Genomic DNA, 23,804 nt, shown 5'->3' with positions numbered 1-23,804 from the left:
TGACCGATGAGCGCCGTCGAAACCTATGCAGCCGAAGCACACGGCATCAACAAGCGCTTCGGTCCGATCGAAGTGCTGCACGATGTCGGGATCTCGATCCCGGTCGGCGATGCGCGCGCGCTGGTCGGCCGCAACGGCGCCGGCAAGTCGACTCTGGTCGGGCTGCTCACCGGCCTATACGGCGCCAATGCCGGCGAGATCCGGCTCGGCGGGAGGCCTGCGCCTTCGCTCGGCGACCGGCAGGGCTGGCGCGAGCGGGTGGCCTGCGTCTACCAGCGCTGGATGGTCATTCCGCACCTGACGGTGGCAGAAAACCTGTTCCTGAACAACCAGCCGCGAAACGGTCTGGGGTTAGTCGACTGGCGCCGGCTGCGCGAGGAATCCATCGCCGTGCTCGACGATTGGGGCCTCGACGTCGCGCCCGATCTCGATGCCTGGCGGCTGACCGTCGAACAGCGCCAGATCGTCGAGATCGCGCGCGCGCTGTTGCAGGGAAGCCGCTTCATCATCCTCGACGAGCCAACGGCCGAGCTCGAGCGGCGCGAGGTCAATCGCCTGTTCGAGCGCATCCGCGGACTGCAGGAGCAAGGCGTCACCTTCCTCTACATCTCGCATCATCTGGAAGAGATCTACGAGATCTGCCGCACCGTGTCGGTGATGCGCGATGGCCGCGTCGTTGCCGACGCCAGGCTCGACGAGTTGCCCAAGGACCGGCTGGTCGCCGCCATGGTCGGCGAATTCGCGGCATCGGGCGCGGGCAGGAAGAGCGGCAATTCTGCGAGCAAGGCGCGGATGACTTCAGGCCTCGACATCGGCGGCCTCACCGTGAAGGACAGTCTGGAGAACATCGATCTTAGCGTCCATTGCGGCGAATGCGTCGGGCTGGCAGGGCTCGCGGGCTCGGGCAAGGACAAGATCGCCGAGGCCGTCGCCGGCCTGCTTAATCCGGATGCCGGCAGCATCGCCATCCATGGCACAAAGACGCCGCTCGGCGATGTCGGGGCGATGCGCGCGGCAGGCGTCGGCTATGTCGCGCGCGACCGGCATGTCAGCGGCCTATTCCCGCTGATGTCGCTCGGCGACAATCTGACGACGACCGTGCTGCCGAAGCTCGGGCCGTTCGGCTTCGTTTCGACCGGCCGGCAGTCAGACATGGTCGACCGGCAGATCGCCGAACTCGGCATCGTCGCGGCCTCCGGGTCGCAGCCGATCGGCGAGCTCTCCGGCGGCAACCAGCAGAAGGCCATGGTCGGCCGCGCGCTCGCCTCGGACCCTAAGGTGCTGGTGTTGGCGGCGCCGACGCAAGGCGTCGACATCGCCTCGAAGGATGCACTCTACCGCATCATCAACGCCGCCAGGGATCGCGGCATGGCCGTTCTCGTCGTGTCGGACGATCTAGACGAACTGGCGATCTGCGACCGGGTCGAGGTGATCTTCCGCGGCCGCCTGACGCGCAGCTTCGCCAGGGGCTGGAGCGACCAGGACGTCGTCGCGGCAATCGAAGGACTGTACTGAGATGACGAACGCTTCCCTCGAAAAAGCCGCCATCGCCCGCCCAAGCCAAGGCCTGTTTGACCGCTTCAGGCTGCGCGAACTGGTGCTGATCCCCGTCATCGCCGTCGTCATCGTCATCGGCAGCTTCGTCAGTTCGTCCTTCCTGATGCCGGAGAACCTGCTGAACATCCTGCAGCAATCCTCCGAACTGTCGATCCTGGTGATCGCGCAGTCGTTGATCCTGATCTGCGGCAAGTTCGACCTCTCGCTGGAATCGACCGTCGGCATAGCACCGATGTTCGCCGCCTGGCTGATGATCTCCGACGTGTCGATCGGCGGCTCCGGCATCGGCATCAGCGGCTATGCCGGCATCGCTGTGGTGCTCGCCACCGGCCTGCTGATCGGGCTGATCAACGGGCTGCTGGTGGTCAAGCTCAGGCTCAACGCCTTCATCACGACGCTGGCGATGCTGATCCTGCTGCGCGGCATCACGCTCGGCATCACCAACGGCCAGACGCTGTTCGACCTGCCGGAGGAGTTCCTCTATCTCGGCAACGCGAAATGGCTGGGCATCCCTGCTTCGATCTGGATCGCCGGGCTGCTGTTCCTCTTCTTCGGCTTGATGATGCGCTACCATCGCATTGGCCGCGCCATCTACGCCATCGGCGGCAATCCGGAGGCGGCGCGCGTCGCCGGCATTCCGGTCGAGCGCATCACGCTCGGCGTCTTCATCATGGGAAGCCTGCTGGCCTCCTTGGCCGGCCTGTTGCTGACCGGCCGCATCGCCTCGGTGGTGTCGAGCCAGGGGCAGAACATGATCTTCTACGTCTTTGCCGCATCGGTGATCGGCGGCATCAGCCTCAATGGCGGCCAGGGCCGGATCATCGGCGCGTTGACCGGCGTGCTGCTGCTCGGCCTGCTGCAGAATGTGCTGACGCTTTCGCAGGTGGCGGCCTTCTGGATCGACGCCTGCTACGGCGCCATCATCCTGCTCGCCCTCATCATCACCCGGCTCAGCGGCGAGACGCCGCGCGCCTGACTCGCCCGGTATCGCCGGCGGCGTGGCGGATGCTGCGTCGGCGAACCCGTCTTTCAACAAGGAACAGTTTCAATGACCTCAAGACCCACCCTCGCCCTCACTCTGCCGCAGACGGTCGTCGTCACCGGCGCGGCATCAGGGCTCGGCTATGAGCTTTGCCGATTGCTGCTCGATGCCGGCGTCGCCACGATCGGGGTCGACAGGGCGGCGGCGGTCGCCGACCTCGCAGGCGAAGCGGACTACACGCATGTCGAGGGCAGCGTTTCGGACGAGGAGACCTGGCGTGCAGTGGAGGCCGAGCTCAAGAAATCCGGCACCACATCGCTCGGTCTCGTCACGGCCGCCGCGATCCTCGATGTCGGCACCATCATCGAGACGAGCAAGGAAATGCTCGTGCGCACGCTGGACGTCAATGTCGTCGGCACGGCGATGGCGATCAAGGCGCTGCTGCCGCGCATGATCGACAATGGCGGCGGACCGATCGTCGTCGTCGGCAGTGTCTCGGCGACATTCGCCGAGCAACAGCTTGCCGCCTATTCGGCCTCCAAGGCCGCCGCCCGGGCGCTTGCCCGCACCATCGCCATGGATCATGCCCGCCAGGGCATCCGCGTCAATGTGCTCAGCCCCGGCCCGATGATGGCGGGCCTGTTCAAGCGCCATCTGGAATCGGCGGCCGACAGCCAGAAATTCCTGGCAACACGCGCCAACCGCCAGCCCGGCGGCAGCATCCTCGATCCGAAGCAGATCGCGCTGTCGGTCGCCTATCTCTTGTCCGACCAATCGGGCGCCTTCATCGGCGCCGACCTGATGGCCGATGGCGGTCTGTCCACAAGCTTCGATTTTCGCACCGGCGCGGAGGGTGCATCGATTGACTGAGGATTTGCCGGCTTCAGGTTAGGTCTTTCTCCACGCCGGCAAGTTCGGCCATTTCCCTGACCAGCACGAAGAGGTCGCGCTCGCCGTGGCCGTGCAGATAGGCGCTTTCGAACTGCTGCCTGATCTGCGCGGCGAGCGGTTGCGGTGCGTGGTTCTCCCGACCGACATCCAGCAGGATATCGAGGTCCTTCATGATCTGCGACACCGCGAAGGCAGGTTCGTATTTCCCCTCGATGATCATGGCGCGCTTGTACTGCATCAGCGGCGAGGCGACCGCGCTGTCACAGAAGACCTCCATCGCCGCTTCGAGCTCGATACCGCCCTTGCCGCTGAAGGCGAGCGACTCGGCCAGAAGCGCCGCCGTCGCGCCGACCATGGCGTTGACGGCGAGCTTCATGTAGCGCGACTGCTCGCCATCGCCGAGATAGAACTGCTTGCGCGTGTAGGCGGCGAGCAGCGGCTGCAGGCGCTCGAAGTCGGCACGCGGTCCCGAGACCATCGTCGTCAGCGTGCCGGCCGCGGCCAGCGCGGTGGAGCCGGAGATCGGCGCGCGCAGATAGGCGACGTTGCGGGCTTCGAGCCGCTTTGCCACCAGGTTCGACGCCGAGGGCGAGACGGTGCTAGTATCGATCCAGCTCTGCCCTGCGCGCAACTGTGCCGTCAGCGCATCGTCGCCGACGGCGATCTCGAGCAGCGCCGCGTCGTCGGAAATCGCGGTGAAGACGATATCCGCATTCTCGGCAAGTGCACTCATCGTCGAGACAGGCTGATAGCCATTGTCCGTGGCGCGCTCGCGGCCGGCATCGTTGCGGACATAGGCGGTGATGGCGTGGCCGGCGTCATGCAGACGCCGCGACATGGGCAGGCCCATCTTGCCGAGGCCGATCCATCCGATTCTCATGGCTGTTCCTCGCTATTTCGGCGCGCAGGGTCGTCGTGTGCTGGCCTAATTTCTCCCGCCGGGAGACGACTGGCGCAAGCGGCTGCCGCGCTCGCGGGCCTTGAAGGTGCGCTGGCTGACACGGTCGAGAAGGTCGATCATCTCGCGCAGCTCGTCGCCGGCTATGCCCTGGGTGATGAAGACGATGCGCGTGCGCCTGTCGTCGTCGGGCCATTTTTCGAGCCAGGTCATGGTGTGCAGAAGGTGCTGGGCGCCCTGGATGACCGCCGGCTGTCCCGGTTCCTCGGCGATGTTGACCAGCCCCTTCACGCGCAGCAGGCTAGGCCCGAGATTCTGGCTGATGCCGTCGAGCAGGAACTGAAGCTCGTCGCGCGACAACGGATTTTCGCGCAGCAGCACGAAGCTCTCTATGCCCTTGCCGCGCAGATGATAGTGCGGCTCGTGGTGATCATGATCGCGATCGCCGGCATGGTCGTGATGCGCATGATCATGCGCATCGTGATCATGCTCGTCGTGATCGTGCCCATCGTGATCGTGCTTGTCGTGGTCGGCGAGCCGCAGCCATGGCCTCGGGTCGGCCTTGGCGTCGGCAGCGTCGAAGCCGGGTGCGGTCAGCATCTCGGCGATCGGTCCCGGCGTCCAGTCGACGATGCCGATCTCGGCGCCCGGGTTGAGGTCGGCGATGTCGCGGCGCACCAGGGCCTCGGCGTTCGCCCGCTTGGCGAGATCGAGCTTGGTCAGCAGGATCTGGTCGGCGAAGGCGACCTGGCGCAGCGCTTCGTCATGCCGCTCCGATGTATCGCGCCAGTTAACGGCGTCGACCAATGTGACGACGGAAGCGACGCGGTAGAGCCCGTCGAGCGTCGGCTCCGACAGGAAGGCCTGCAGCACCGCGCCCGGCTCGGCGAGGCCCGAGCTTTCGATGACGACATTCTCGAAAGCCGGAATGCGGCCGGCCTCGCGATCGTGGTACAGCGCGTTGAGCGTGCCGACCAGATCGCTGCGGACCGTGCAGCAGAGGCAGCCATTCTCCAGCACGACGACGGAATCGCTGCTCGAGGCGAAGAGCTGGTGATCGAGGCCGACCTCGCCGAACTCATTGACCACCACCACCGTGCGCGCCATCTGCGGCGCCCGCAGCGCGGCATTGATCAGCGTCGTCTTGCCGCTGCCGAGAAAGCCGGTGACGAGCGTGACCGGAATGCGGCCCGAGCCGCGCGCGGCGGAAGTTTTCGGCTCGGTCCTCATCTCATGCCCCGATTCAGTTTCTTTGTTTAAGCATGATCTTTTCCGAACCGAAGGTCAGCGAAGCAAAAACCGGTTCCCACTTTTCGCTGACGCGGACCTCCGGTTCGGGATCATGCTCTGTTACCTCAAAACACTTCGCAGCCGGGCAGGCCGCACGAAATCAGCCGGTCGGACGGGAAGTTGGTGATGATCTCGCAACCGTCCTTGGTGACGACCACCTCTTCCTCGATCCGGGCAGCACCGGTGCCGTCCTCGGCACCCTTCCACGTCTCCAGCGCAAAGACCATGCCTTCGCGCAGCGGCGTGTTCTGGCCACGGAAACGCTTGGAGAAGATCGGACGTTCCCACAGCGACAGGCCGACACCGTGACCATATTGCAGCAGGAAGGCTTCCGCCTCGTCGCGGTAGCCGAAATCCTGCGCATCGGGCCAGACCGCCGCGACCTCGTCAGGCGTGATGCCCGGACGGATCATGTCGATCGAGGCGCTGAGCCATTTCGAAGCCGCCTCATAGGCGTCGACCTGGTGCTTGTTCGGCTCGCCGCAGATGAAAGTGCGGTAGTAGCAGGTACGATAGCCGTTGTAGGAATGCATGATGTCCAGGAAGATCATGTCGCCGGGCTGGATCATGCGGTCGGAGAAGGTGTGCGAATGCGGCCGCCCGCGCGAGCCGGAAACCGAGTTCACGCATTCGACCCGTTCCGATCCCATGCGGAACAGCCGGTCGTTGGCGATGGCGACGAGTTCGTTCTCCCTGGTGCCGGGACGGATGGCGCGAGCGATGTCGACATAGGTCGCGTCGACCATCGATGCCGCGACCTTGAGCAGTTCGATCTCGTCGGCGGTCTTGATCTCGCGGGCGTCGAGCAGCGCCTGCTGGCCGTCGACCACCTCGATGCCTTCGGCCTCGAGCGCCCGCAGCATGCCGAGCTCCATCAGGTCGATGCCGAGCGGCTCCTTCTCGATGCCGTAATGGACAAGCGCTTTCTTGATCTGCCTGGCGAAGTCGCGCTGCACGTTCATATGCGGCGGGATGGCGCCCTGCATCGTGGTAACGGGGGCCGCGACATTGTCGGCGATCCAGGGCGAGGAGATGCGCTTGGCCGGCGGCGCCGGGTCCCACAGAAAGGGCGAACCCTCGACCGGGCAAAGCGCATAGCGGATGAACTTGTCGCGCGCCCACTCACCGATATGGGTGGCGGTGACGTAGCGGATATTGTCGAAGTTGAAGCACAGCACGGCGCCAAGGCCGGCATGGCGTATCGCACGCTGGGCGCGCGCCAGGCGCTCTTTCGAAAGCCGGCTGTAGTCGACGCCCTGCTCCCAATCCTTCGCCATCTGGCCCCATGCGGCCGTGGAATAGGGACTGTTGTATTTCATTGATTATGCTCCTCCGCCATCACCTCGGATGGGTCTCGTTACGCAAATTCCGCACCCCAATCGCGCTCTTCAAGCACGGCCTTCAGCCGTGACAGGAAAGCCGCCGAATAGGCGCCGTCGAAAGCACGGTGGTCGAAACTCTGGCCGACCATGCCGGTCAGCCTGGGCGCGACGAACGCCCCTTGCGGCGTCTCCACCACACTCGCGCGCAGGCGGATTGCATCGGTCGACAATATGGCGACCTGCGGCGCGTTGATGATCGGCGCCGTGAAGGCGGTGCCGAATGCACCGTTGTTCGAGATCGAATAGGTGCCCCCGGAAAAATCGTCGCCGGTCAGCTTGCCGGCACGCGCCTTCTCGACCTGGCGGCCGATGGCACGCGCCAGACCGGGCAGCGTCAGGTCGTCGGCGTTGCGGACCACCGGCACGACCAGCCCGTTGTGTGACAGGTCGACGGCGATGCCGAGATTGATTTCCGATGCAAGCACCAACGTGCCGCCATCGAGTTGCGCGTTGATCTCAGGAAAATCGCGCAGTGCAAGGCAGGTGGCGCGGGCGATGAAGGGCAGATAGGTCAGCGACAGACCGAAATCGCTCTTGAACCTCTCCTTGCGCTTCGACCGCACCGCTTCGACCTGGGTAAAATCGACTTCGATCGCCTGGAAGACATGCGGGATCGTGCGCCAGTTCTCGGCGAGCCGTTCGCCGGTGCGCTTGCGGATGGTGTTCAGCGTCACCACGCTGCCCGACACTGCCGGTCTGGTGGCTTGCGGCGCCGCTGGCGAGCTTTGCACTGCGGCTGGCTGGGACCGTGGCGCGGCGAGCGCGGCGCGCACGTCCTTCTCGCCGATCTTGGTGGCGCCCGCGGCGGCGACGGTGCGGGCAATAGCCTCGGTGTCGAGGCCGTTCTGCGCGATCAGCCGACGTGCCAGCGGCGTCACCCTTATGCCGGACGGACCTTTCGCCGGGCCGAAGGATTCGATCGGCGTCGACACTTCTTCAAACGGCGAGCGCAACCTGGTAGGTGCGGCGTGGCCGGCCCCATTGCCCGACGCGGCCTGTGGCGAAGTTGGGGCAACCGTGGCGGCGCTTACCGGTGCCGGCTTGGCGGGTTCGGATCGGGCTGGTTCGGATGCCGCGGCAGGTTTTGCCGCGCCGCCGATGACGGCGACCACGGCGCCAACCTTGGCGACTTCACCTGATTTCACCCTGATCTCGCCGAGCCGTCCGGCGACGGTCGACTGGACCTCCATCGTCACCTTGTCGGTTTCGATCTCGAAGAGATTGTCGCCTTCGCTGACCTCGTCGCCCTCTTGCTTGAACCAGGTGAGGATCTTGCCTTCGGCGACGGTCTCACCGAGTTGCGGCATCAGGACGTCCGCGCTCATCGCACCGATCCGTTCATGACGCGGCTAATCTTCTCGACAATGCGCGGCGTGTTTGGCAGCGCCAAGTCCTCAAGATGATCGGCGGCCGGAAGCGGGATGTGCGGCGTGGTGATGCGCACGATTGGGCCATCGAGATCCCAGAACGCCTCGTCGGCGACGATCGAGGCGATCTCAGCGCCCCAGCCGCACAGGCGCGGGTTTTCCTCGACCGTGAACAGATGGCCGGTCCTGGCGACGGAATTCAGGATCGTGTTGGTGTCGAGCGGCACCAGCGAGCGCACGTCGATGACCTCGCAGTCGATGCCGTGCTCGGCGGCCAGCGTTTCGGCGGCGGCGAGAGCGCGCGGCACCATCAGGGCCAGCGCCAGGATGGTGGCGTCCTTGCCCGGACGAAGGATCCTGGCGGTGCCGAGCGTGTCGAGGATCTCGCCGTCGGGTACCTCGCCCTTCACAGCATAGAGCGATTTGTGCTCGTGGAAGATCACCGGATTGTCGTCGCGGACAGCCGCCGCCATCAGGCCGATGACGTCGATGGGCGAGGACGGCGCCACGACCTTGAGGCCGGGGATCATCATCGTCCAGTTCTCGATCGATTGCGAGTGCTGGGCGCCGAAGCGGGCGCCGCCGCCATTGCCGGTGCGCACCACCAGCGGGCAGCCGAGCTGGCCATTGGTCATATAGCGCAGCTTGGGGAACTCGTTGGCGATGTAGTCGAAGCAGACGGCGGCGAAGTCGGCGAACATGATCTCGGCGATCGGCCGCAGGCCCGTCATCGCCGCGCCCATCGCTGCACCGAGGATCGCCTGTTCGGAAATCGGCGTGTCGCGCACCCTGAACGGCCCGAACTTCTCATAGAGCCCGACCGTCGACTTGAACACGCCGCCGGCCTTGGCGACGTCCTCGCCGAGGAAGACGACATTGTTGTCGCGCTCCATCTCCTGGGCAATGCCGCGAGCAACCGCGTCGCGATAGGTCAGTTCCGCCATGACCAACCTCCGTCGGCATAAACATCGGTGGTGAGCAGTTCGACAGGCGCCGGCGGCGAGGCCTTGCAGGCCTCGGTGGCGGCATCGACCTTGCGCTTGCTCTCGGCGTCGATCGCCGCGACCTGCGCGTCGGAGATGCCGAACTCCTTCAGGCGTTCGCGGTAGATCTTGATCGGGTCGCGTTCGAGCCATTTCTCGAGCTCGCCCTCCGGGCGATACTTGGCCGGGTCGGCGCGCGAATGGCCCGAGTGCCTATAGGTCATGCATTCGATCAGCGAGGGGCCGTCGCCCTTGCGCGCCTTGGCGAAGGCTGTCTGCGCGGTGCGATAGACGATATCGGCATCATTGCCGTCGATAACGATCCGCTCCAGTCCGTAGGCCGAGGCCCGGTCGGCGGCCGGATGCTCGACCGCCGTGACGTCGCCGATCGGCGTGTATTCCATGTAGAGGTTGTTCTCACAGATGAAGACGACCGGCAATTTCCAGATGGCGGCGAAATTCAGCGCCTCGTGGAAGGCGCCAATATTGGTCGTGCCGTCGCCGAAGAAGCAAACGGAGACGTCCGTCTGGCCGAGATATTGCGCCCGCCAGGCCGATCCGCAGGCGATCGGCAGATGCGCGCCGATAATCGCGTAGGAGCCCATGACACCGTGTTCGACGGAGGTGAGATGCATCGAGCCGCCCTTGCCGCGCATCAGGCCATTGTCGCGCAGCATCAGTTCGCCAAGCACTTTCTCCATCGGCACGCCGCGGGCCAGCGTGTGCGCGTGGCCGCGATAGGTGCAGAAGGATTTGTCGCCCGGCTGCATCGCCACCGCGACGCCAGCCGCGATCCCTTCCTGGCCAAGCGAGAGATGGCTCGTGCCCTTGATCAGGTTCTGGAAAAAGAGATCGTTGGCTCTTTTTTCGCAATCGCGGATCTCGACCTGGAGCCGATAGAGCTCAAGACGGATATCGGGACCGATATCGTCGTTTGGCAGGCCCGCGGCGCGGGACCCTTTCTGTTTCTCTCGCATGTTATTGTTCCACCCTAGATGGCCGACCATGCCAAAATCGTTTGGGCCGGGCATGGGCCATTATTCTCATATTGAACAATCTCTTCCTTACGTTCTCCTTGAATGCATGCCCGTCTCCGGGCTTGCATTCAGCCCCAAAGGATTCTCATTTTGAGAAAATGCGCGTGGGCAGTATCGACCCGTGGTGCTAGCATCCGAAGTGGGAGGAGCAGCGCCGGCCCCCGGCATCGACCGGGTGATCTGTCGCAACAATTGCTCCATGAGAACGATATTGGAACTGCCCGGTGCCGCGGAAAGCGCCTTGCGCGGCTTTGCCCGGCAGGATTTCCTGGGCGTCAGGGCCATTGCCGGCGTGTCAGCATGCCGGCGCATTGCGAAAGGAAGAAGAGCCGCGAAAAGCGCGATGCGAATGCGGCGCTGATGATTGGGTTCATGCCGTTTGACGGTGCGCTCGCGCAAGCGCCTCGCTTTTGCCGATGGGAGGATCCGGTGTTAGGTTTGGTGGAAGAGCTGCACGAAGGGCCGGTAACCGATCGAATGACCGATTACGAGTTGCTTCGCATCATCAATTTCCTCGAGCGCATCCGCGCGCCCTATGATGAGAAGCTGAACGCGGCCACCCCTGATCCGGTTTGGAACATCGTCCTTTATCTCATGAAGAGCCATCTGCGCGGCGACACCGTCACCATGTCGTCGCTGGCGTCGGTTTCCCAGATCCCGTTTCCGAGCGCAATGCGGCGCATCCACAGGCTGATCGACGACGGCGATGTCGAACAGATGAGCCGCAGCCCGACGGGAAAGTCGTATTTCCTGGTTCCCAGCAGAAAGCTCAAATCCAATTTCGTCGCCTACGCCATCCGGGTGAAAGCGCTGCTTGCCGAAACCTTCGGGCTCGGCGGCGGCAGCGCCAATGCGGAGGAGTATTATTTCGGCGGTTCCTACCTCGCCGACCAGATCATTCCACCGCTCAAGCTGATGGAGAACCGCCAGGCGCCGAGCCAGGACTTGCGCTTTCTGCTGCATGACGACAACTACTTCTCCTCGATGCGCAACATGTGGTCGGACTTCCGAAGCAAACTGTCCTCGCGGCGCAATTTCCGCCTGCTGGCGCTGCCGGAACTGCACAAGGAGATCTTCAAGAATGCGCGCCGCCCGGCTAGCGAATACGATGTCATGGCCGTCAACATCCCGTGGCTGGGTGAGGTCGTCAAACATGGGCTGGTGCAGCCGCTGAACAGTTTCCTGGTCGACAGCGGCATCAATTCGCTCGACTTCCACCCCAACATCTGGGCGACCGGAAACTGGGACACCGTGCAATATGGCGTGCCTATCTACTGCACCATCGAGACGCTGGCGGTGCGCAAGGATCTGTTCGAGACTCACGACCTGCACATGCCGACGAGTTTCGAGAAGGTGCTGGACGCGGCGCGCCAGCTTCACAATCCCAAGCGCGGCATGCACGGCATCGTCTGGAATGCGGCGCGCGGCATGCCGATCGCCCATTCCTTCATGTTTTTCATGGGCGCCTGCGGCACGCCTGTCATCAACGTGCCGATGGCGCGCGTCGCCTTCGACTACAGCCACATGGCTGGCGAGATGTACCGGCCGCGCGTGAACACCGAGCAAGGCATGAAGACGCTTGACTACATGCGCCGACTGCTGGCCTTCTCGCCGCCCGACATACTGGTCATGGACTGGAACCGGGCGCTGGACTGTTTCATGCTCGGCCAGTCGGCGATGATCTATTGCTGGACGATGCGCGCCTCGCGCTTCGAGTACGACATCCGCTCGGTGGTCAAGCGCAAGGTCGAATATCTGCCGCATCCGCACGGGCCTGGCGGAGCCGTGGTCGGTCCCGTCGGCGGCTTCCTGCTGACCATCCCCGCCGGCCTGCCGCCGGAGCGCACCAAGCTCGCCTTCGAGGCGATATCGTGGATGGCGTCGCCCGCCGCGATGAAGGAGCATGTCAAGAACGGCATACCGGTGGCGCCCCGCTTCAGCGTCACCGCCGATCCCGAGGCGGCCGCGACGACGCCGATCGTGCGCATGGTCGACAGGCTGGCCAAGCAGAACAAGCTGCATGGCTGGCACCGGCCGCCGATCCCGGAATACACGCTCATCGAAAAGATCATCGGCGACGAGATCTTTGCGGCGCTCAACGGCGAGCTCACCGATCGCGAGGCGCTCGAACGCTGCCAGAACGGCATCGACAAGGTGATGCGTGCAGCGGGCCACTATTGACCGCTGGCGTCGAGATCAGGCGCTCAGGGCGCCGGTCAAAGTCTCAAAATGATAAATTTTGCAGTTTGATCCGAACATCAGAACTGCAACTCTCCTGTTAGACGCCAGGGAGGGCGTCTCCAGTCAAATCGACCGGACCAAGCAACAGGACGCCCCCGGAACCATGCGCCGGGCGCGACGGGGTCGGCTGCGCCGCAGCGCGAGCCCCCGGCTGAAACGCAGGTGGAGGAACTTCTAAATGAGCAACATCTCAAGACGCTTTGCCATGCTTTTGGTGGGCGCTGCCGGTCTGGCCGCCTTTGCTGCCCCTGTTCTGGCGCAGGACGCGAAATTCTATAACGGCGCTCCGCGGACCTATCTCTACAATCCGGACACCGACGTCTGCTTCAAGGACACATCGCAGTACAAGAAGGAAGGCCCCTATACGATCGGGTTCTCCAATGCGGGCCTCGGCGATTCCTGGCGCGTCGTGATGCTGCATTCCATGGAGGCCTCCGCCGCCAAGCACAAGGACCAGATCAAGAAGCTGATCATCACCGATGCCGGCCATGACGACGCCAAGCAGGTCGCCGACATCCAGGACCTGATCTCGCGCGGCGTCGATCTCCTGATCGTCAGCGCCAACACGCAGCAGGCGCTCGATCCGGCCGTGTCGCAGGCGATGGCGGCCGGCATCCCGGTGGTTATGGTCGACCGTCGCGTGGCCTCGGATAATTTCGTCACCTTCGTGACGGCGTCCGACGCCATGATGGGCCGCCTGTTTGCGCAGTGGATCGTCGAGAAGCTCGGCGGCAAGGGTAACGTCATCATGCTGGCGGGCCAGGCAGGCTCAAGCCCGTCCGAAAATCGCGAGAAGCCGGCGCGCGAAGTCTTCGCGCAGTACCCCGGAATCAAGGTGCTCGAAACCGTCTATTCCGACTGGTCGCCGGTCAAGGGCAAGCAGGTGATGCAGGCGATGATCGCCAAGTATGGCAAGGAGATCAACGCCGTCTGGTCGGCGCATGGCTTGCAGACTCCGGGTTCGATCGAGGCCTTCATCGAAGCCGGCTACAAGGATGGCGAAATCCCGCCGCACACCACGGCGGACGTGAACGGTCCGCTGCAGATGGCGATCGAGCACAAGGTGCCGATGCTCGAAGTCGGCTATCCGCCGGCGATGGGCGGCATCTCGGTCGATGTCGCGCTGCAGGTGCTGGCTGGCGCGCCGGTGCCTTGCATCTACACGATCAACTCGCAGATCGCTGTCTCGGAAGGCGACAACACGCCTTCGATCGAAACCCCGCTGCGGCTCACCGACCTGGTTGTGCCGAAGGGTGCGCCCGACATGCTGATCACCGGCGGCATGGGACCGGACTACGACCCCAAGACCTTCAAGGTCGACTACCCGCAATAGTCTTCGATTTCGCCAGGGTGGCCCGGGGCAATAGCCCTCGGGCCATCCCGCAAATTGGACAAAGCGCATGTTGAATCTTTCGGGCATTTCAAAGAGCTTCATCGGCGTGCAGGCGCTGTCGGGCATCAATCTCGACGTGCGGGCGGGCGAAATCCATGCGCTCGTCGGTGAAAATGGCGCCGGCAAATCGACCACGATCAAGATCGTCGCTGGCGTCTACAAGCCCGATGCCGGCCAGATGGAGTTCGAAGGCAAGCCCGTGCAGTGGGCGAGGCCCGCCGACGCCAAGAATGCCGGCATCCATGTCATCTATCAGGAATTCGTGCTGTTTCCGCATCTGACGGTGGCCGAGAATATCTATCTCGGCCATGAGCGGCGCAACCGCTTCGGCTTTGTCGACCACGCGCGCACGCGCCAGGACGCATCAGACCTGCTGCGCAAGCTCGGTGTCGATATCGATCCGCAAATCCTGGTTTCGGAGCTGACGGTGGCCGACCAGCAGATGGTCGAAATCTCCAAGGCGCTCGTCCACAAGGTCAAGCTCCTGATCCTTGACGAACCGACCGCCGTCATCTCCGGCCGCGAGGCCGATCTTCTGTTCGCCAGGCTGGCGGCTCTCAAGGCCGAGGGCGTCGCCATCCTCTACGTCTCGCACCGGCTCGAAGAGATTTTCCAGATCGCCGACCGCGTCACCGTCTTCAAGGACGGCGCGCATGTCGCGACGAAGGATATCGGCGACGTCACCCGCGACAGGCTGATCTCTATGATGGTCGGGCGCGACCTGAAGGACATCTTCCCGCCGAAGAAGCCGAAAGGCGAGCCCGGCAAGGTGGTGCTGAAGGCGGAAAACGTTTCTGTCGAGGGCCGTGTCAGGAATGCCGGCATCGAGGTGCGGGCCGGCGAGATCACGGCGCTGGCCGGCCTGGTCGGCGCCGGGCGGACGGAACTGGCAATGGGCATATTCGGCGGCCTGCCGATGTCGTCCGGCAGCGTGTGGATCGACGGCGAGAAGGTCGACGCGATCACGCCGGCAACGGCAATCAGCAAGGGCGTCGGCTTCGTCACCGAGGACCGCAAGGGACAGGGGCTGGCGATGTTCCTCGATGTCGCCGCCAACATCAGCGCCGCCAACCTTTCGGCGGTGACCCGCAATGGTTTGATCGACCGGCGGTTGGAAAATGAGATCGCCCGCAAGGAAATCGACAATTACCGGGTCGTCTGCCGCGGTCCGGCGACCAGCGTGGCGACGATGTCGGGCGGCAACCAGCAGAAGGTGATCGTGGCGCGCTGGGCGCGCACCAGCCGCAAGGTGCTGATCCTGGACGAGCCGACCCGCGGTGTCGATGTCGGCGCCAAGACCGAGATCTACCGCATCATGCGCGGCCTTGCCGGCGAAGGCATCGCCATCCTGATGATCAGTTCCGAACTGCCCGAAGTCGTCGGCATGTCGGACCGCGTGGTCGTCATGCGCGAGGGCGCGATCAGCGGCGAGCTGACGGGAGCCAACATCAGCGAGGAAGCGATCATGAGCCTTGCCACCCAGCATCCGACAGGCAAGGTCCCAACGGCGGAGGTCCTTGCACAATGACCGCGCTGGCTCCTATCAGACTGTCGTCAAGGCTGCGCGCGAACCAGGGCGTCCTGGTCGTTGCCGCGTTGCTGGTCATCCTGCTGATCTTCGGCGCCTTCATTTCCGACCGGTTCCGGACCACTTCGAACATCCTCAACATCTTCGAGCAGTCGACGGGCCTCGCCCTGGTCAGCCTCGGCCAGACCTTGGCGATCCTCACCGGCGGCATCGATCTTTCCGTCGGCTCGATGATCAGCCTGCTGTCGACGCTGACCTCCGGCCTGATCGCCGGCAAGGTGTCGATGGTGCTGCCGGTGGCCATCGGCATCCTGCTGCTTGGCCTGCTGATCGGCATCTGCAATGGCCTGCTCATCATCTGGCTGCGCGTCCACCCGCTGATCGTCACGCTGGGCATGAGCGCGGTGCTGCAAGGCATCGTCCTGCTCTATTCGCTGGGGCCGGCGGGCTCGGTGCCGCCGAGCTTCAACTTCCTCGCCTATGGCAAGGTGCTCGGCCTGCCGATCGGGGCCGTCTTCATCCTCGTCCTGTTCCTGCTGGTGGCGCTGTTCCTGCGCTATGCCAGGCTCGGCCGCTACATTTACGCGGTCGGCGACGACGAGGTCGGCGCGCGGCTGATGGGCCTGCCCAGGGCGCGGGTGATGCTGACGGTCTACGGATTTTCCGGCTTCTGCTGCGGGCTGGCCGCCATCTATCTAACCAGCCGCTTCAGCGTCGGACAGCCTTACACTGGGCTCAACTACACGCTTGCCTCGATCACGCCAGTGGTCGTCGGCGGCACGCTGCTCAGCGGCGGCAAGGGCGGTGTCTTCGGCACGCTGCTCGGCGTCTACCTCATCTCGCTCCTGAACAACGTTCTCAACTTCATGGACGTGTCGACGCATTACCAGCTCATCGCCCAGGGCCTCATCGTCATCGCGGCGGTGTCGATCTATGTCGAGAAGAAGAAGAGGGTCTGATGGTCGACGTCTCTCAAGCACGCGCCACGGAGGGTCCGGCGATTTCGATGAAAAGCCGGCTGTCGCCCTATGCGCTGCCGATGTTCCTGATCGCCCTGATCGCCGTTTCGGGCATTGTCTCGCCGGCCTTTCTGTCGACCAGCAACATCTCCAACATGCTGCTGCAGGTTGCCCCGCTCGGCATCGTCGTCATCGGCCAGGCCTTCGTCATCATCCTGCGCGGCCTCGACCTTTCGGTGTCCTCGGTGATGGCCACAGCCGCGGTCATCGCGACCGGATTCTCCGGCCAGAACTCCGACGTGCTTTCGATCCTTTTGATCGCGCTTGGCATCGGCATCGCCACCGGTCTCGTCAATGGCTGGCTGGTGACCAAGCGCAGCGTTTCGCCGTTCCTCGCCACGCTGGCCACGATGATCGTGCTGCAGGGTTTTCGGTTTGCCTATACGCAGGGCGCGCCGTCGGGCAACGTGCCGCCGCTGTTTCGCCTGATCGGCTCGGCGACCTGGCATGGCGTGCCCTACAACATGATGCTGCTGGTGGTGCTGGCGATCGTCTTCGGCGTCGTCCTGGCCAAGTCGCGCTTCGGGCGCGAGGTCTACATCACTGGCGGCAACCCGACGACGGCACGCCTGCTCGGCATCAATGCCGACCGCGTCACCATCATCGGCTATGTCATTTCCGGCGCGCTGGCAGCGATCGCCGGCCTGGTGCTGAGCGGCTATGTCGGCATCGTCGACAATTGGGTCGGGCGCGGCTTCGAACTGGATTCGATCGTCGCGGCGGTGATGGGCGGCATATCGCTCTCGGGCGGCCAGGGCGGCATCCTTGGCGGGCTGTTCGGCGCCGCCATCCTGGTCGTCGTCTTCAACGCCGTGCTGTTGTTCGGGCTGCCGGTGCAGTTGCAGATCATCATCAAGGGCTTGGTCATCGTGCTGGCCGCCGCCTTCTACGTGCGGCGGCGCATCTAGCATCCGCTCGCACAGTCGTCGGTCGGCTCGCAGACAATCGTTCAAGGAGGAACACAATGGGCAGGCTTCAGGACAAGGTCGCTATCGTCACCGGCGGCGCGCGCGGCATCGGCGGTGCTACGGTTCGCCGTTTCGTCGAGGAAGGCGCCAAGGTGGCGATCATCGACGTGCTCGCCGATGACGGCGAGGCGCTGGCCAAGGAGCTGTCGCGCGGCGGTGCCGAGGCGATCTTCCTGAAGGTGGACATCACCAAGGAGCAAGAGGTTCAGGCGGCGGTCGACAAGGTGGTCAAGAAATGGGGCCGCCTCGACATACTGGTCAACAATGCCGCGATCACCGGCGCCAACAAATTCGCGCACGAGGTGACGGTCGAGGAGTGGGACAAGGTCTTCGACGTCAATGTGAAGGGCACGTTCCTGTGCACCAAATATGCGGTGCGGCCGATGATGGAACAGAAGTCCGGCGCCATCGTCAACTTCTCGTCGATCTACGGCCTCATCGGCAATGACGACATCCCGCCCTACCACGCCACCAAGGGCGCGACGCTGATGATGAGCAAGACGGACGCGATCTGCTACGCGCCCTATGGCATCCGCGTCAACGCGGTGCATCCCGGCTCGACCATGACCGAGATCTTCATGAAGTGCGCCGACACCTATCCGAAGGGCAAGCAGGCCTATCTCGACATGATGAAGGAGAAGCATCCGCTGCGCCTCGGCGAGCCGGTGGATGTGGCGAACTGCGTTTTGTTCCTCGCTTCGGAGGAAGCGCGTTTCGTCACCGGCGCCAGCCTCGTCGTCGACGGCGGCTACACGACACAGTGATCGCATTTCCGGAGAGCAGAGCATGAAAGCCGTCCGATTCCACGCCGCCAGGGACATCAGGGTCGAGGATGTCGCCGAACCCACAGCGCGGCTCGGCGCGCATGACGTGCTGATCAAGCCCGTCATCACCGGGATCTGCGGTACCGATCTGCACGAATATATCGCCGGGCCGATCGTCACGCCCGTTACCCCGCATGTCTATAGCGGCGCGACCAACCCGCAGATCCTCGGCCACGAATTCAGTGCTGTCGTCGCCGATATCGGCTCCGGGGTGACGAATGTGAAAGTCGGCGACCGCGTTTCGATCCAGCCGCTGATCTCGCCACGCGACGATTACTTCGGCCGGCGCGGGCTCTACCACCTCAGTCCGCAAATGGCCTGTGTCGGCCTGAGCTGGAAATGGGGCGGCATGAGCGAGCTCGCCATCGTCAACGACTACAATGTCGTGCCGGTGCCGACGGGCGTCAGCGACATCCAGGCGGCGATGATCGAGCCGGCCGCCGTCGCCATCTACGGCACCGACCGTGGCGGCGTGCAATCGGGCTCGACAGTGCTGGTCTCCGGCGCCGGACCGATCGGCGCGCTGACGCTGCTGGCGGCCAAGGCGGCGGGCGCGGCGCAGATCTTCGTCAGCGAGCCGAATCCCAATCGCCTTGCCAAGGCCAAGGAGCTGGTGCCGGACTGCATCGCCATCGATCCGACGAGGGACAATCTCGACGAGATTATCGCCGACTTGACCGAGGAAGGCGTCGGCGTCGACGTCGCACTTGAATGTGTCGGACTGGAAGCGAGCCTCAACGCCTGTGCCAGGGCGGTGCGGCGACAAGGCAAGGTGGTACAGACCGGCCTGCATATGAAGCCCGCCAGCATCGACGCGATGCTGTGGGCGCTGAAGGACATCACGGTCGAGGCGACCTGGTGCTACCCGGTGCAGGTATGGCCGCGCGTCATCCGCATGGTCGAAGCCGGCATCCTGCCGCTGGAAAAAGTGGTGACCGCGAAGATCTCTGCCGACGACGTGGTGGAGAAAGGCTTCGAGGCCCTGCTCGACAAGGCCGGCAAGCATTTGAAGATCCTGGTGAGCGTCTAAGCGGCGATCGCCCGGCTGTCGCGACCCAATACTGATGACTGGAGGAAACATCGAAATGGCAAGCAATGCATTCGCGAACTATTCGCTCGAGGGCAAGACGGCAATCGTGACCGGTGCGGCCGGCGGCATCGGCAGCGCGATCACCGAGCGGCTGGGCAGCCTCGGTGCGACGGTCGTGCTTGCCGATGTCACCGACCGCGTGGTCGATGCCGCCAAGGAATGGTCGGACAAAGGTTTCAAGACCAAGGGCATCAAGGTCGACGTCACCAACAGCGCCGATGTCGAGAAAGCCGCGGCGCGCCTCAACGAGGAGTTTGGCGCGATCGACATACTGGTCGCCAATGCCGGCATCTCCTACGAAAGCACGACCGCGGATCATTCCGACGAGGACTGGCGCCGCTGCATGTCGATCAACCTCGACGGCATCTTTTTTTGCGTGCGCTCCTTCGGCAAGCGCATGGTCGAGCGCAAGCGCGGCAGCATCGTGTGCATTTCCTCGATCGCCGGCATCAAGGCGGTGCGGCCGGAACTGCATGCCGGCTACGATGTCTCCAAAGCCGGCGTCGCCCATCTTTGCCGCGTCGTCGGCGTCGAATGGGCGCCCTATAATGTCCGCGTCAATGCGGTCGGGCCTGGCTACACCGAGACCGAGATGCTGAAGAAGGTCGGCGCGGCGCAGCCCGACGTGATGGCGACCTGGATCAATGACACGCCGATGAAGCGGCTCCTGCAGCCGGCCGAAATCGCGGCGTCTGTCGCCTTCCTGGCGTCGGATGCGGCGAGCGGCATTACCGGCCATGTGCTGATGACCGATGCCGGCTACTCGGCTTCATAATCGTTGCCCGAAGCAACGGCAGAAACAGCATCAGAATCGGAACCGAGCATGACTTCAGCACAGGACAGGCCCGTCAGGGTGGCAATGGTCGGCCTTGGCTGGTGGGGCCGCAAGATGGTGGTGGTGCTAGAGGGCGCCAGGGCGCATCTCGAGGTGGTGTGCGCCGTGGAACCCGCGCCCGGAGCCGAGGAATTCTGCGCGGAGCATGGCCTGAAGCTGCTCGCGAATTATGCCGACGCCTTACAGAATCCCGACGTCGAAGCCGTCATACTGGCGACGCCGCATTCGCTGCACGAACAGCAGATCGAGGATGCGGTGGCGGCGGGCAAGCACGTCTTTTGCGAAAAGCCGCTGGCGATGACCAAGGCCGGAGCGGAAAAGGCGGTGGCGCTGTGCAGGGAGGCAGGTCTCGTTCTCGGCATGGGGCATGAGCGGCGCTTCGAGCCGCCGATCGCCGGCATGCTGGCGGCCGCCGCCGACGGCCGCCTCGGCCGCATCCTGCAGGTCGAGGCGAATTTCAGCCATGACAAGTTCCTCGGCCTCGATCCGTCGAACTGGCGGCTGAACGCCAGCCAGGCGCCGGCGGCGGGCATGACCGCGACCGGCATCCATCTGACCGACCTGTCGGCGAAGCTGCTCGGGCCGGCGCGCGATGTCCGCGTCGCCTGCGAGAACCTCGCGTCGCAGATCCCGCAAGGCGACACGCTGAGCGCGCATATCCGCTTCCATGGCGGCGGCACGGCCTATGTCTCGGCGACGCTCGCCACGCCCTTCGTCTCACGCTTTGCCGTGTTCGGCACCAAGGGCTGGATCGAGGTGCGCGACAAGGCCCATGTCGAGGCGCCGGCCGGCTGGGTAGTGACCAGCGCCTCGACCGGCACGCCGATCGAAGTGGAAGAGGTCGGTCCGGCCGAACCGGTGCGCGACAATCTGGTGGCCTTCGCCGCGGCGGTGCGCGGCCGGCAGGCCTATCCGATCACCGGCGAGGACATGATCAACAACATCGCCATCCTCGAAAGCATCATCAAGTCGGCGGCGACCGGAATGGTCGAGACGGTCGGCTGAACGACACGGGAGACATCGAAATGCGCGCGCTGGTCTTTGAAACCCCCGACAAGCCTGTGATCGTCGACAGGCCGATGCCCGGCATCGGCGATGGCGAGGTCCTGATCAAGACCAGGACCGTCGGCATCTGCCATTCGGATTACGAACTGCTGGCGGGCCGCTACATCATCCCGATCTCCTATCCGGTGACGCCCGGCCACGAATGGTGCGGCGAGATCATCGAGGTCGGCCGTGGCGTCAAGGGCTGGAGCGTCGGCGACCGTGTCGTCGGCGAATGCGTGGTGCGCACGCCGGAGCGGCTGCACCATTTCGGCTTCTCGATGGATGGCGCCGACCGCGAGTATTTCTCCGTCAATCCGGACTGGCTGCACAAATTGCCCGAAGGCATCGACGACAAGCGCGCCTCGCTGATCGAGCCGTTCACCTGCGGCTTCTATGCGGTGTTACGCTCGGGCGGCACCAATGCCAGCGAGACCGTGGTGATTTCGGGCGGCGGCACGATCGGCCTGGTCTCGGCGGCGGCGGCGATCGGCATGGGTGCGCGCGTCATCGTCGTCGACCCGATCGCCCGCCGCCGCGAGGTGGCGCTGCGGCTGGGAGCGACCGAGGCCGTCGATCCGGCACAGGAAGCCGTCGCGCAGGTCATGGAATTGACGGGCGGCAAGGGCGCCGATCTTGTGGTGGAGGCGTCCGGCCACGATGCCTCGCTGGCCAACACTTTCGAATTCGCCCGCGAGGACGGCCGCGTGTCGATGGTCGGCATCAATATCGGCCGCAAAATCCCGGTCGAACTCGGCAAGATCCAGATCAAGAACCTGACGGTCAAGGGCTGCATCGGCTCGCCGGGCGTGTGGCCGGCGGCGATCCGCTTCCTGGAGCGGACCGGCATCGACCTGACGCCGATCCAGACCCACACATTCGGCCTCGACGAAGCGGTCGCGGCGTTCGAGCTCGGCAAGGACGCCAGCCAGTGCATCAAGGTCACGCTGACGGCCTGACCCAAGAGGAGAAAAACATGTCGAAGCAACTGACGGTGGTCGCGCATCTCGTCGCCCGGCCGCACAAGATCGACGAGACGAAGAAGTTCCTGCTGTCGCTCATCGATGCGACCCGGGCGGAGCCCGGCTGCATCGACTACGACCTGCATCAGGACGACGACAGGCCGGCCGAGTTCACCTTCTATGAAAACTGGAAGAACCGGGCGGAGTGGGACAAGCACATGGAAATGCCATACCTGCACGAGTTCGCCCGCCGCGCCGACGAGCTGTTCGCGGTGCCGCCGCACATCCGGCTGATGACGATGATCAGCAAATAGATTCTGGGGAGGCGCCTTCATGGCAAAGCTTGATGGAAAGATAGCGCTGGTCAGCGGTGCGGCGCAGGGCATCGGCCGCGCGGTTGCCGAGCTGTTCGCCGAGGAAGGCGCCACCGTCTATGCCGGCGACGTCAAGCCGGTGAAGCCGGCCAAGGGCATCGAGGCGCTGACGCTGGACGTTTCCAGCCCGGACGATTGGGCGAAGGCGGTCGAGACGATCCTCGCCCGGCACGGCAAGCTCGACATACTGGTCAACAATGCCGGCATCGTGCGCGCCTATGAGCAGCTGATGGAGACCGATCTCGACGCCTGGAACGCGGTCGTTGCCGTCAATCTCACCGGCAGCTTCCTCGGCATCAAGACGGTGCTGCCGGCGATGCGCAAGGCCGGCAAAGGTTCGATCGTCAATTTCTCGTCGATCTGGGGCAGCGTCGGGGTTGCGGGTGCTGCCGCCTACAATGCCGCCAAAGGCGGTGTGCGCAACATGACCAAGAATGCCGCGGTGACCTACGCGCCCGAGAACATCCGGGTCAATTCGGTGCATCCCGGACTGATCCGCACGCCGCTGGTCGAAGCCCAGTCGGACGACATGAATGCCGGCATCATCGCGCAGACGCCGATGGGCCGGATGGGAACGCCGCGCGAGGTGGCGAATGGCTGCCTGTTCCTGGCAAGCGACGATTCTTCGTTCATCACCGGCAGCGAGTTGGTGATCGATGGCGGTTACCTGGCGCAGTAAGGCGCATCCAATAGCGGAGGATTGACATGAACGTAACCAACGCAAGGATCGAACCGACCATCGAACATGGCGGCACTTGCCGCACCTACTTCATGGTGCCGAAGGAAGCGATGCGCGCCGAGACCGAAGGCTCCTATCTCGAATATGTCTCGGAGTTCGAGATAGCAGCCGGCTCGCATCTGGAGCCGCACCGGCACAACACGCATGAATTCTACTATGTGCTCAAAGGTCGCGCGCTGATGCAGATCGGCACTGAGAAGCGCGAGGTCGCGCCCGGCGACCTGATCCACATTCCGCCGAACGCCGTACACACGATCGCGCCTGTCGGCGATGCGCCGCTGCGCGCTCTGGCCTTCGCCGCGAGTTTCCTGCCACCGGGTGGGGCCGGCAGCGAGGCCGAAAAGGCCGAGTTACCGGCCTGACAGACTACACAGTTCCTCTTCCCGCAAATTCCTCCCAG

The 23,804-nt window shown here is 64.2% G+C and carries 23 protein-coding genes; 16 read left to right on the top strand and 7 right to left on the bottom strand.

Features of this window, described 5'->3' with window-relative positions:
• The first annotated feature begins 6 nt into the window (after window positions 1–6).
• The 3 genes from OHD62_RS01310 (at window position 7) to OHD62_RS01300 (ending at window position 3,409) form a co-directional block, all read left to right on the top strand.
• The gene (locus OHD62_RS01310) at window positions 7–1,515 is read left to right on the top strand and encodes a sugar ABC transporter ATP-binding protein (RefSeq protein WP_263780420.1); all 1,509 of its coding nucleotides are present in this window, start codon (window positions 7–9) and stop codon (window positions 1,513–1,515) included.
• Window position 1,516: 1 nt separating this feature from the next.
• The gene (locus OHD62_RS01305; RefSeq protein WP_263780419.1) at window positions 1,517–2,533 is read left to right on the top strand and encodes an ABC transporter permease; all 1,017 of its coding nucleotides are present in this window, start codon (window positions 1,517–1,519) and stop codon (window positions 2,531–2,533) included.
• 72 nt (window positions 2,534–2,605) lie between these two features.
• Window positions 2,606–3,409, top strand: a complete 804-nt coding sequence (locus tag OHD62_RS01300) for an SDR family NAD(P)-dependent oxidoreductase (RefSeq protein WP_263780418.1) — start codon at window positions 2,606–2,608, stop codon at window positions 3,407–3,409.
• 13 nt (window positions 3,410–3,422) lie between these two features.
• Here OHD62_RS01300 and OHD62_RS01295 read toward each other — a convergent pair whose 3' ends face one another.
• The 7 genes from OHD62_RS01295 to OHD62_RS01265 all read right to left on the bottom strand — a co-directional run bounded on the left by OHD62_RS01295 (window position 3,423) and on the right by OHD62_RS01265 (window position 10,786).
• On the bottom strand, window positions 3,423–4,310 hold the full coding sequence (locus OHD62_RS01295; RefSeq protein ID WP_263780417.1) for an NAD(P)-dependent oxidoreductase: 888 nt from the start codon (window positions 4,308–4,310) through the stop codon (window positions 3,423–3,425).
• A 45-nt stretch (window positions 4,311–4,355) separates the two neighbouring features.
• Window positions 4,356–5,558: a CobW family GTP-binding protein gene (locus OHD62_RS01290; protein ID WP_263780416.1), complete on the bottom strand. Its 1,203-nt coding sequence runs from the start codon at window positions 5,556–5,558 to the stop codon at window positions 4,356–4,358.
• A 125-nt stretch (window positions 5,559–5,683) separates the two neighbouring features.
• A complete protein-coding gene (locus OHD62_RS01285) occupies window positions 5,684–6,937 on the bottom strand; it encodes a M24 family metallopeptidase (protein WP_263780415.1) in 1,254 nt (417 codons plus the stop codon).
• Between the two features lie 38 nt (window positions 6,938–6,975).
• Window positions 6,976–8,325 (bottom strand): dihydrolipoamide acetyltransferase family protein, encoded by a 1,350-nt coding sequence (locus OHD62_RS01280; protein WP_263780413.1) that lies wholly within the window; start codon window positions 8,323–8,325, stop codon window positions 6,976–6,978.
• A complete protein-coding gene (locus tag OHD62_RS01275) occupies window positions 8,322–9,311 on the bottom strand; it encodes an alpha-ketoacid dehydrogenase subunit beta (RefSeq protein ID WP_263780412.1) in 990 nt (329 codons plus the stop codon). Before OHD62_RS01275 ends, OHD62_RS01280 begins: the two co-directional genes overlap by 4 nt.
• Window positions 9,299–10,327, bottom strand: a complete 1,029-nt coding sequence (locus OHD62_RS01270; RefSeq protein WP_263780411.1) for a thiamine pyrophosphate-dependent dehydrogenase E1 component subunit alpha — start codon at window positions 10,325–10,327, stop codon at window positions 9,299–9,301. The genes OHD62_RS01275 and OHD62_RS01270 overlap by 13 nt, the downstream gene beginning before the upstream one ends.
• A gap of 87 nt (window positions 10,328–10,414) precedes the next feature.
• Window positions 10,415–10,786, bottom strand: a complete 372-nt coding sequence (locus OHD62_RS01265; protein WP_263780410.1) for a hypothetical protein — start codon at window positions 10,784–10,786, stop codon at window positions 10,415–10,417.
• Between the two features lie 30 nt (window positions 10,787–10,816).
• Between OHD62_RS01265 and OHD62_RS01260 the strand changes: the two genes are divergently transcribed.
• The 13 genes from OHD62_RS01260 to OHD62_RS01200 all read left to right on the top strand — a co-directional run bounded on the left by OHD62_RS01260 (window position 10,817) and on the right by OHD62_RS01200 (window position 23,766).
• The gene (locus OHD62_RS01260) at window positions 10,817–12,568 is read left to right on the top strand and encodes an extracellular solute-binding protein (protein ID WP_263780409.1); all 1,752 of its coding nucleotides are present in this window, start codon (window positions 10,817–10,819) and stop codon (window positions 12,566–12,568) included.
• A gap of 238 nt (window positions 12,569–12,806) precedes the next feature.
• Window positions 12,807–13,961, top strand: a complete 1,155-nt coding sequence (locus OHD62_RS01255; protein ID WP_263780408.1) for an ABC transporter substrate-binding protein — start codon at window positions 12,807–12,809, stop codon at window positions 13,959–13,961.
• Between the two features lie 67 nt (window positions 13,962–14,028).
• Window positions 14,029–15,549, top strand: coding sequence for a sugar ABC transporter ATP-binding protein (locus tag OHD62_RS01250; RefSeq protein WP_263780407.1), 1,521 nt, complete (start codon window positions 14,029–14,031; stop codon window positions 15,547–15,549).
• Complete coding sequence (locus tag OHD62_RS01245) at window positions 15,546–16,508, top strand: ABC transporter permease (protein WP_263780406.1); 963 nt, start codon at window positions 15,546–15,548, stop codon at window positions 16,506–16,508. The genes OHD62_RS01250 and OHD62_RS01245 overlap by 4 nt, the downstream gene beginning before the upstream one ends.
• On the top strand, window positions 16,508–17,476 hold the full coding sequence (locus OHD62_RS01240; RefSeq protein WP_263780405.1) for an ABC transporter permease: 969 nt from the start codon (window positions 16,508–16,510) through the stop codon (window positions 17,474–17,476). Before OHD62_RS01245 ends, OHD62_RS01240 begins: the two co-directional genes overlap by 1 nt.
• A gap of 56 nt (window positions 17,477–17,532) precedes the next feature.
• Entirely contained in the window at window positions 17,533–18,300 is a 768-nt protein-coding gene (locus tag OHD62_RS01235; protein WP_263780404.1) for an SDR family NAD(P)-dependent oxidoreductase, read from the top strand.
• Between the two features lie 22 nt (window positions 18,301–18,322).
• Complete coding sequence (locus OHD62_RS01230; protein WP_263780402.1) at window positions 18,323–19,390, top strand: 2,3-butanediol dehydrogenase; 1,068 nt, start codon at window positions 18,323–18,325, stop codon at window positions 19,388–19,390.
• 55 nt (window positions 19,391–19,445) lie between these two features.
• The gene (locus OHD62_RS01225) at window positions 19,446–20,225 is read left to right on the top strand and encodes an SDR family NAD(P)-dependent oxidoreductase (RefSeq protein ID WP_263780401.1); all 780 of its coding nucleotides are present in this window, start codon (window positions 19,446–19,448) and stop codon (window positions 20,223–20,225) included.
• 48 nt (window positions 20,226–20,273) lie between these two features.
• A complete protein-coding gene (locus OHD62_RS01220) occupies window positions 20,274–21,290 on the top strand; it encodes a Gfo/Idh/MocA family protein (RefSeq protein ID WP_263780400.1) in 1,017 nt (338 codons plus the stop codon).
• A gap of 20 nt (window positions 21,291–21,310) precedes the next feature.
• Entirely contained in the window at window positions 21,311–22,288 is a 978-nt protein-coding gene (locus tag OHD62_RS01215; RefSeq protein WP_263780399.1) for a zinc-dependent alcohol dehydrogenase, read from the top strand.
• 17 nt (window positions 22,289–22,305) lie between these two features.
• The gene (locus tag OHD62_RS01210) at window positions 22,306–22,605 is read left to right on the top strand and encodes a putative quinol monooxygenase (RefSeq protein WP_263780398.1); all 300 of its coding nucleotides are present in this window, start codon (window positions 22,306–22,308) and stop codon (window positions 22,603–22,605) included.
• A 19-nt stretch (window positions 22,606–22,624) separates the two neighbouring features.
• Window positions 22,625–23,344 (top strand): SDR family NAD(P)-dependent oxidoreductase, encoded by a 720-nt coding sequence (locus tag OHD62_RS01205; protein ID WP_263780397.1) that lies wholly within the window; start codon window positions 22,625–22,627, stop codon window positions 23,342–23,344.
• Between the two features lie 26 nt (window positions 23,345–23,370).
• Window positions 23,371–23,766 (top strand): cupin domain-containing protein, encoded by a 396-nt coding sequence (locus tag OHD62_RS01200; protein ID WP_263780395.1) that lies wholly within the window; start codon window positions 23,371–23,373, stop codon window positions 23,764–23,766.
• The last annotated feature ends 38 nt before the right edge of the window (window positions 23,767–23,804 follow it).

Source organism: Mesorhizobium sp. YC-39, assembly GCF_025753795.1.
In the GTDB taxonomy this organism is placed as follows: domain Bacteria; phylum Pseudomonadota; class Alphaproteobacteria; order Rhizobiales; family Rhizobiaceae; genus Mesorhizobium.
Note: the sequence above shows the minus strand (reverse complement) of the source record. Positions and strands in the feature narration are given on the sequence as shown.

Bases quoted from the DNA above. Each gene is read 5' to 3' on its own strand.
- OHD62_RS01310 (WP_263780420.1), top strand. From the start codon at position 7: ATGAGCGCCGTCGAAACCTATGCAGCCGAAGCACACGGCATCAACAAG.
- OHD62_RS01305 (WP_263780419.1), top strand. From the start codon at position 1,517: ATGACGAACGCTTCCCTCGAAAAAGCCGCCATCGCCCGCCCAAGCCAA.
- OHD62_RS01300 (WP_263780418.1), top strand. From the start codon at position 2,606: ATGACCTCAAGACCCACCCTCGCCCTCACTCTGCCGCAGACGGTCGTC.
- OHD62_RS01295 (WP_263780417.1), bottom strand. From the start codon at position 4,310: ATGAGAATCGGATGGATCGGCCTCGGCAAGATGGGCCTGCCCATGTCG.
- OHD62_RS01290 (WP_263780416.1), bottom strand. From the start codon at position 5,558: ATGAGGACCGAGCCGAAAACTTCCGCCGCGCGCGGCTCGGGCCGCATT.
- OHD62_RS01285 (WP_263780415.1), bottom strand. From the start codon at position 6,937: ATGAAATACAACAGTCCCTATTCCACGGCCGCATGGGGCCAGATGGCG.
- OHD62_RS01280 (WP_263780413.1), bottom strand. From the start codon at position 8,325: ATGAGCGCGGACGTCCTGATGCCGCAACTCGGTGAGACCGTCGCCGAA.
- OHD62_RS01275 (WP_263780412.1), bottom strand. From the start codon at position 9,311: ATGGCGGAACTGACCTATCGCGACGCGGTTGCTCGCGGCATTGCCCAG.
- OHD62_RS01270 (WP_263780411.1), bottom strand. From the start codon at position 10,327: ATGCGAGAGAAACAGAAAGGGTCCCGCGCCGCGGGCCTGCCAAACGAC.
- OHD62_RS01255 (WP_263780408.1), top strand. From the start codon at position 12,807: ATGAGCAACATCTCAAGACGCTTTGCCATGCTTTTGGTGGGCGCTGCC.
- OHD62_RS01250 (WP_263780407.1), top strand. From the start codon at position 14,029: ATGTTGAATCTTTCGGGCATTTCAAAGAGCTTCATCGGCGTGCAGGCG.
- OHD62_RS01245 (WP_263780406.1), top strand. From the start codon at position 15,546: ATGACCGCGCTGGCTCCTATCAGACTGTCGTCAAGGCTGCGCGCGAAC.
- OHD62_RS01240 (WP_263780405.1), top strand. From the start codon at position 16,508: ATGGTCGACGTCTCTCAAGCACGCGCCACGGAGGGTCCGGCGATTTCG.
- OHD62_RS01235 (WP_263780404.1), top strand. From the start codon at position 17,533: ATGGGCAGGCTTCAGGACAAGGTCGCTATCGTCACCGGCGGCGCGCGC.
- OHD62_RS01230 (WP_263780402.1), top strand. From the start codon at position 18,323: ATGAAAGCCGTCCGATTCCACGCCGCCAGGGACATCAGGGTCGAGGAT.
- OHD62_RS01225 (WP_263780401.1), top strand. From the start codon at position 19,446: ATGGCAAGCAATGCATTCGCGAACTATTCGCTCGAGGGCAAGACGGCA.
- OHD62_RS01220 (WP_263780400.1), top strand. From the start codon at position 20,274: ATGACTTCAGCACAGGACAGGCCCGTCAGGGTGGCAATGGTCGGCCTT.
- OHD62_RS01215 (WP_263780399.1), top strand. From the start codon at position 21,311: ATGCGCGCGCTGGTCTTTGAAACCCCCGACAAGCCTGTGATCGTCGAC.
- OHD62_RS01210 (WP_263780398.1), top strand. From the start codon at position 22,306: ATGTCGAAGCAACTGACGGTGGTCGCGCATCTCGTCGCCCGGCCGCAC.
- OHD62_RS01205 (WP_263780397.1), top strand. From the start codon at position 22,625: ATGGCAAAGCTTGATGGAAAGATAGCGCTGGTCAGCGGTGCGGCGCAG.
- OHD62_RS01200 (WP_263780395.1), top strand. From the start codon at position 23,371: ATGAACGTAACCAACGCAAGGATCGAACCGACCATCGAACATGGCGGC.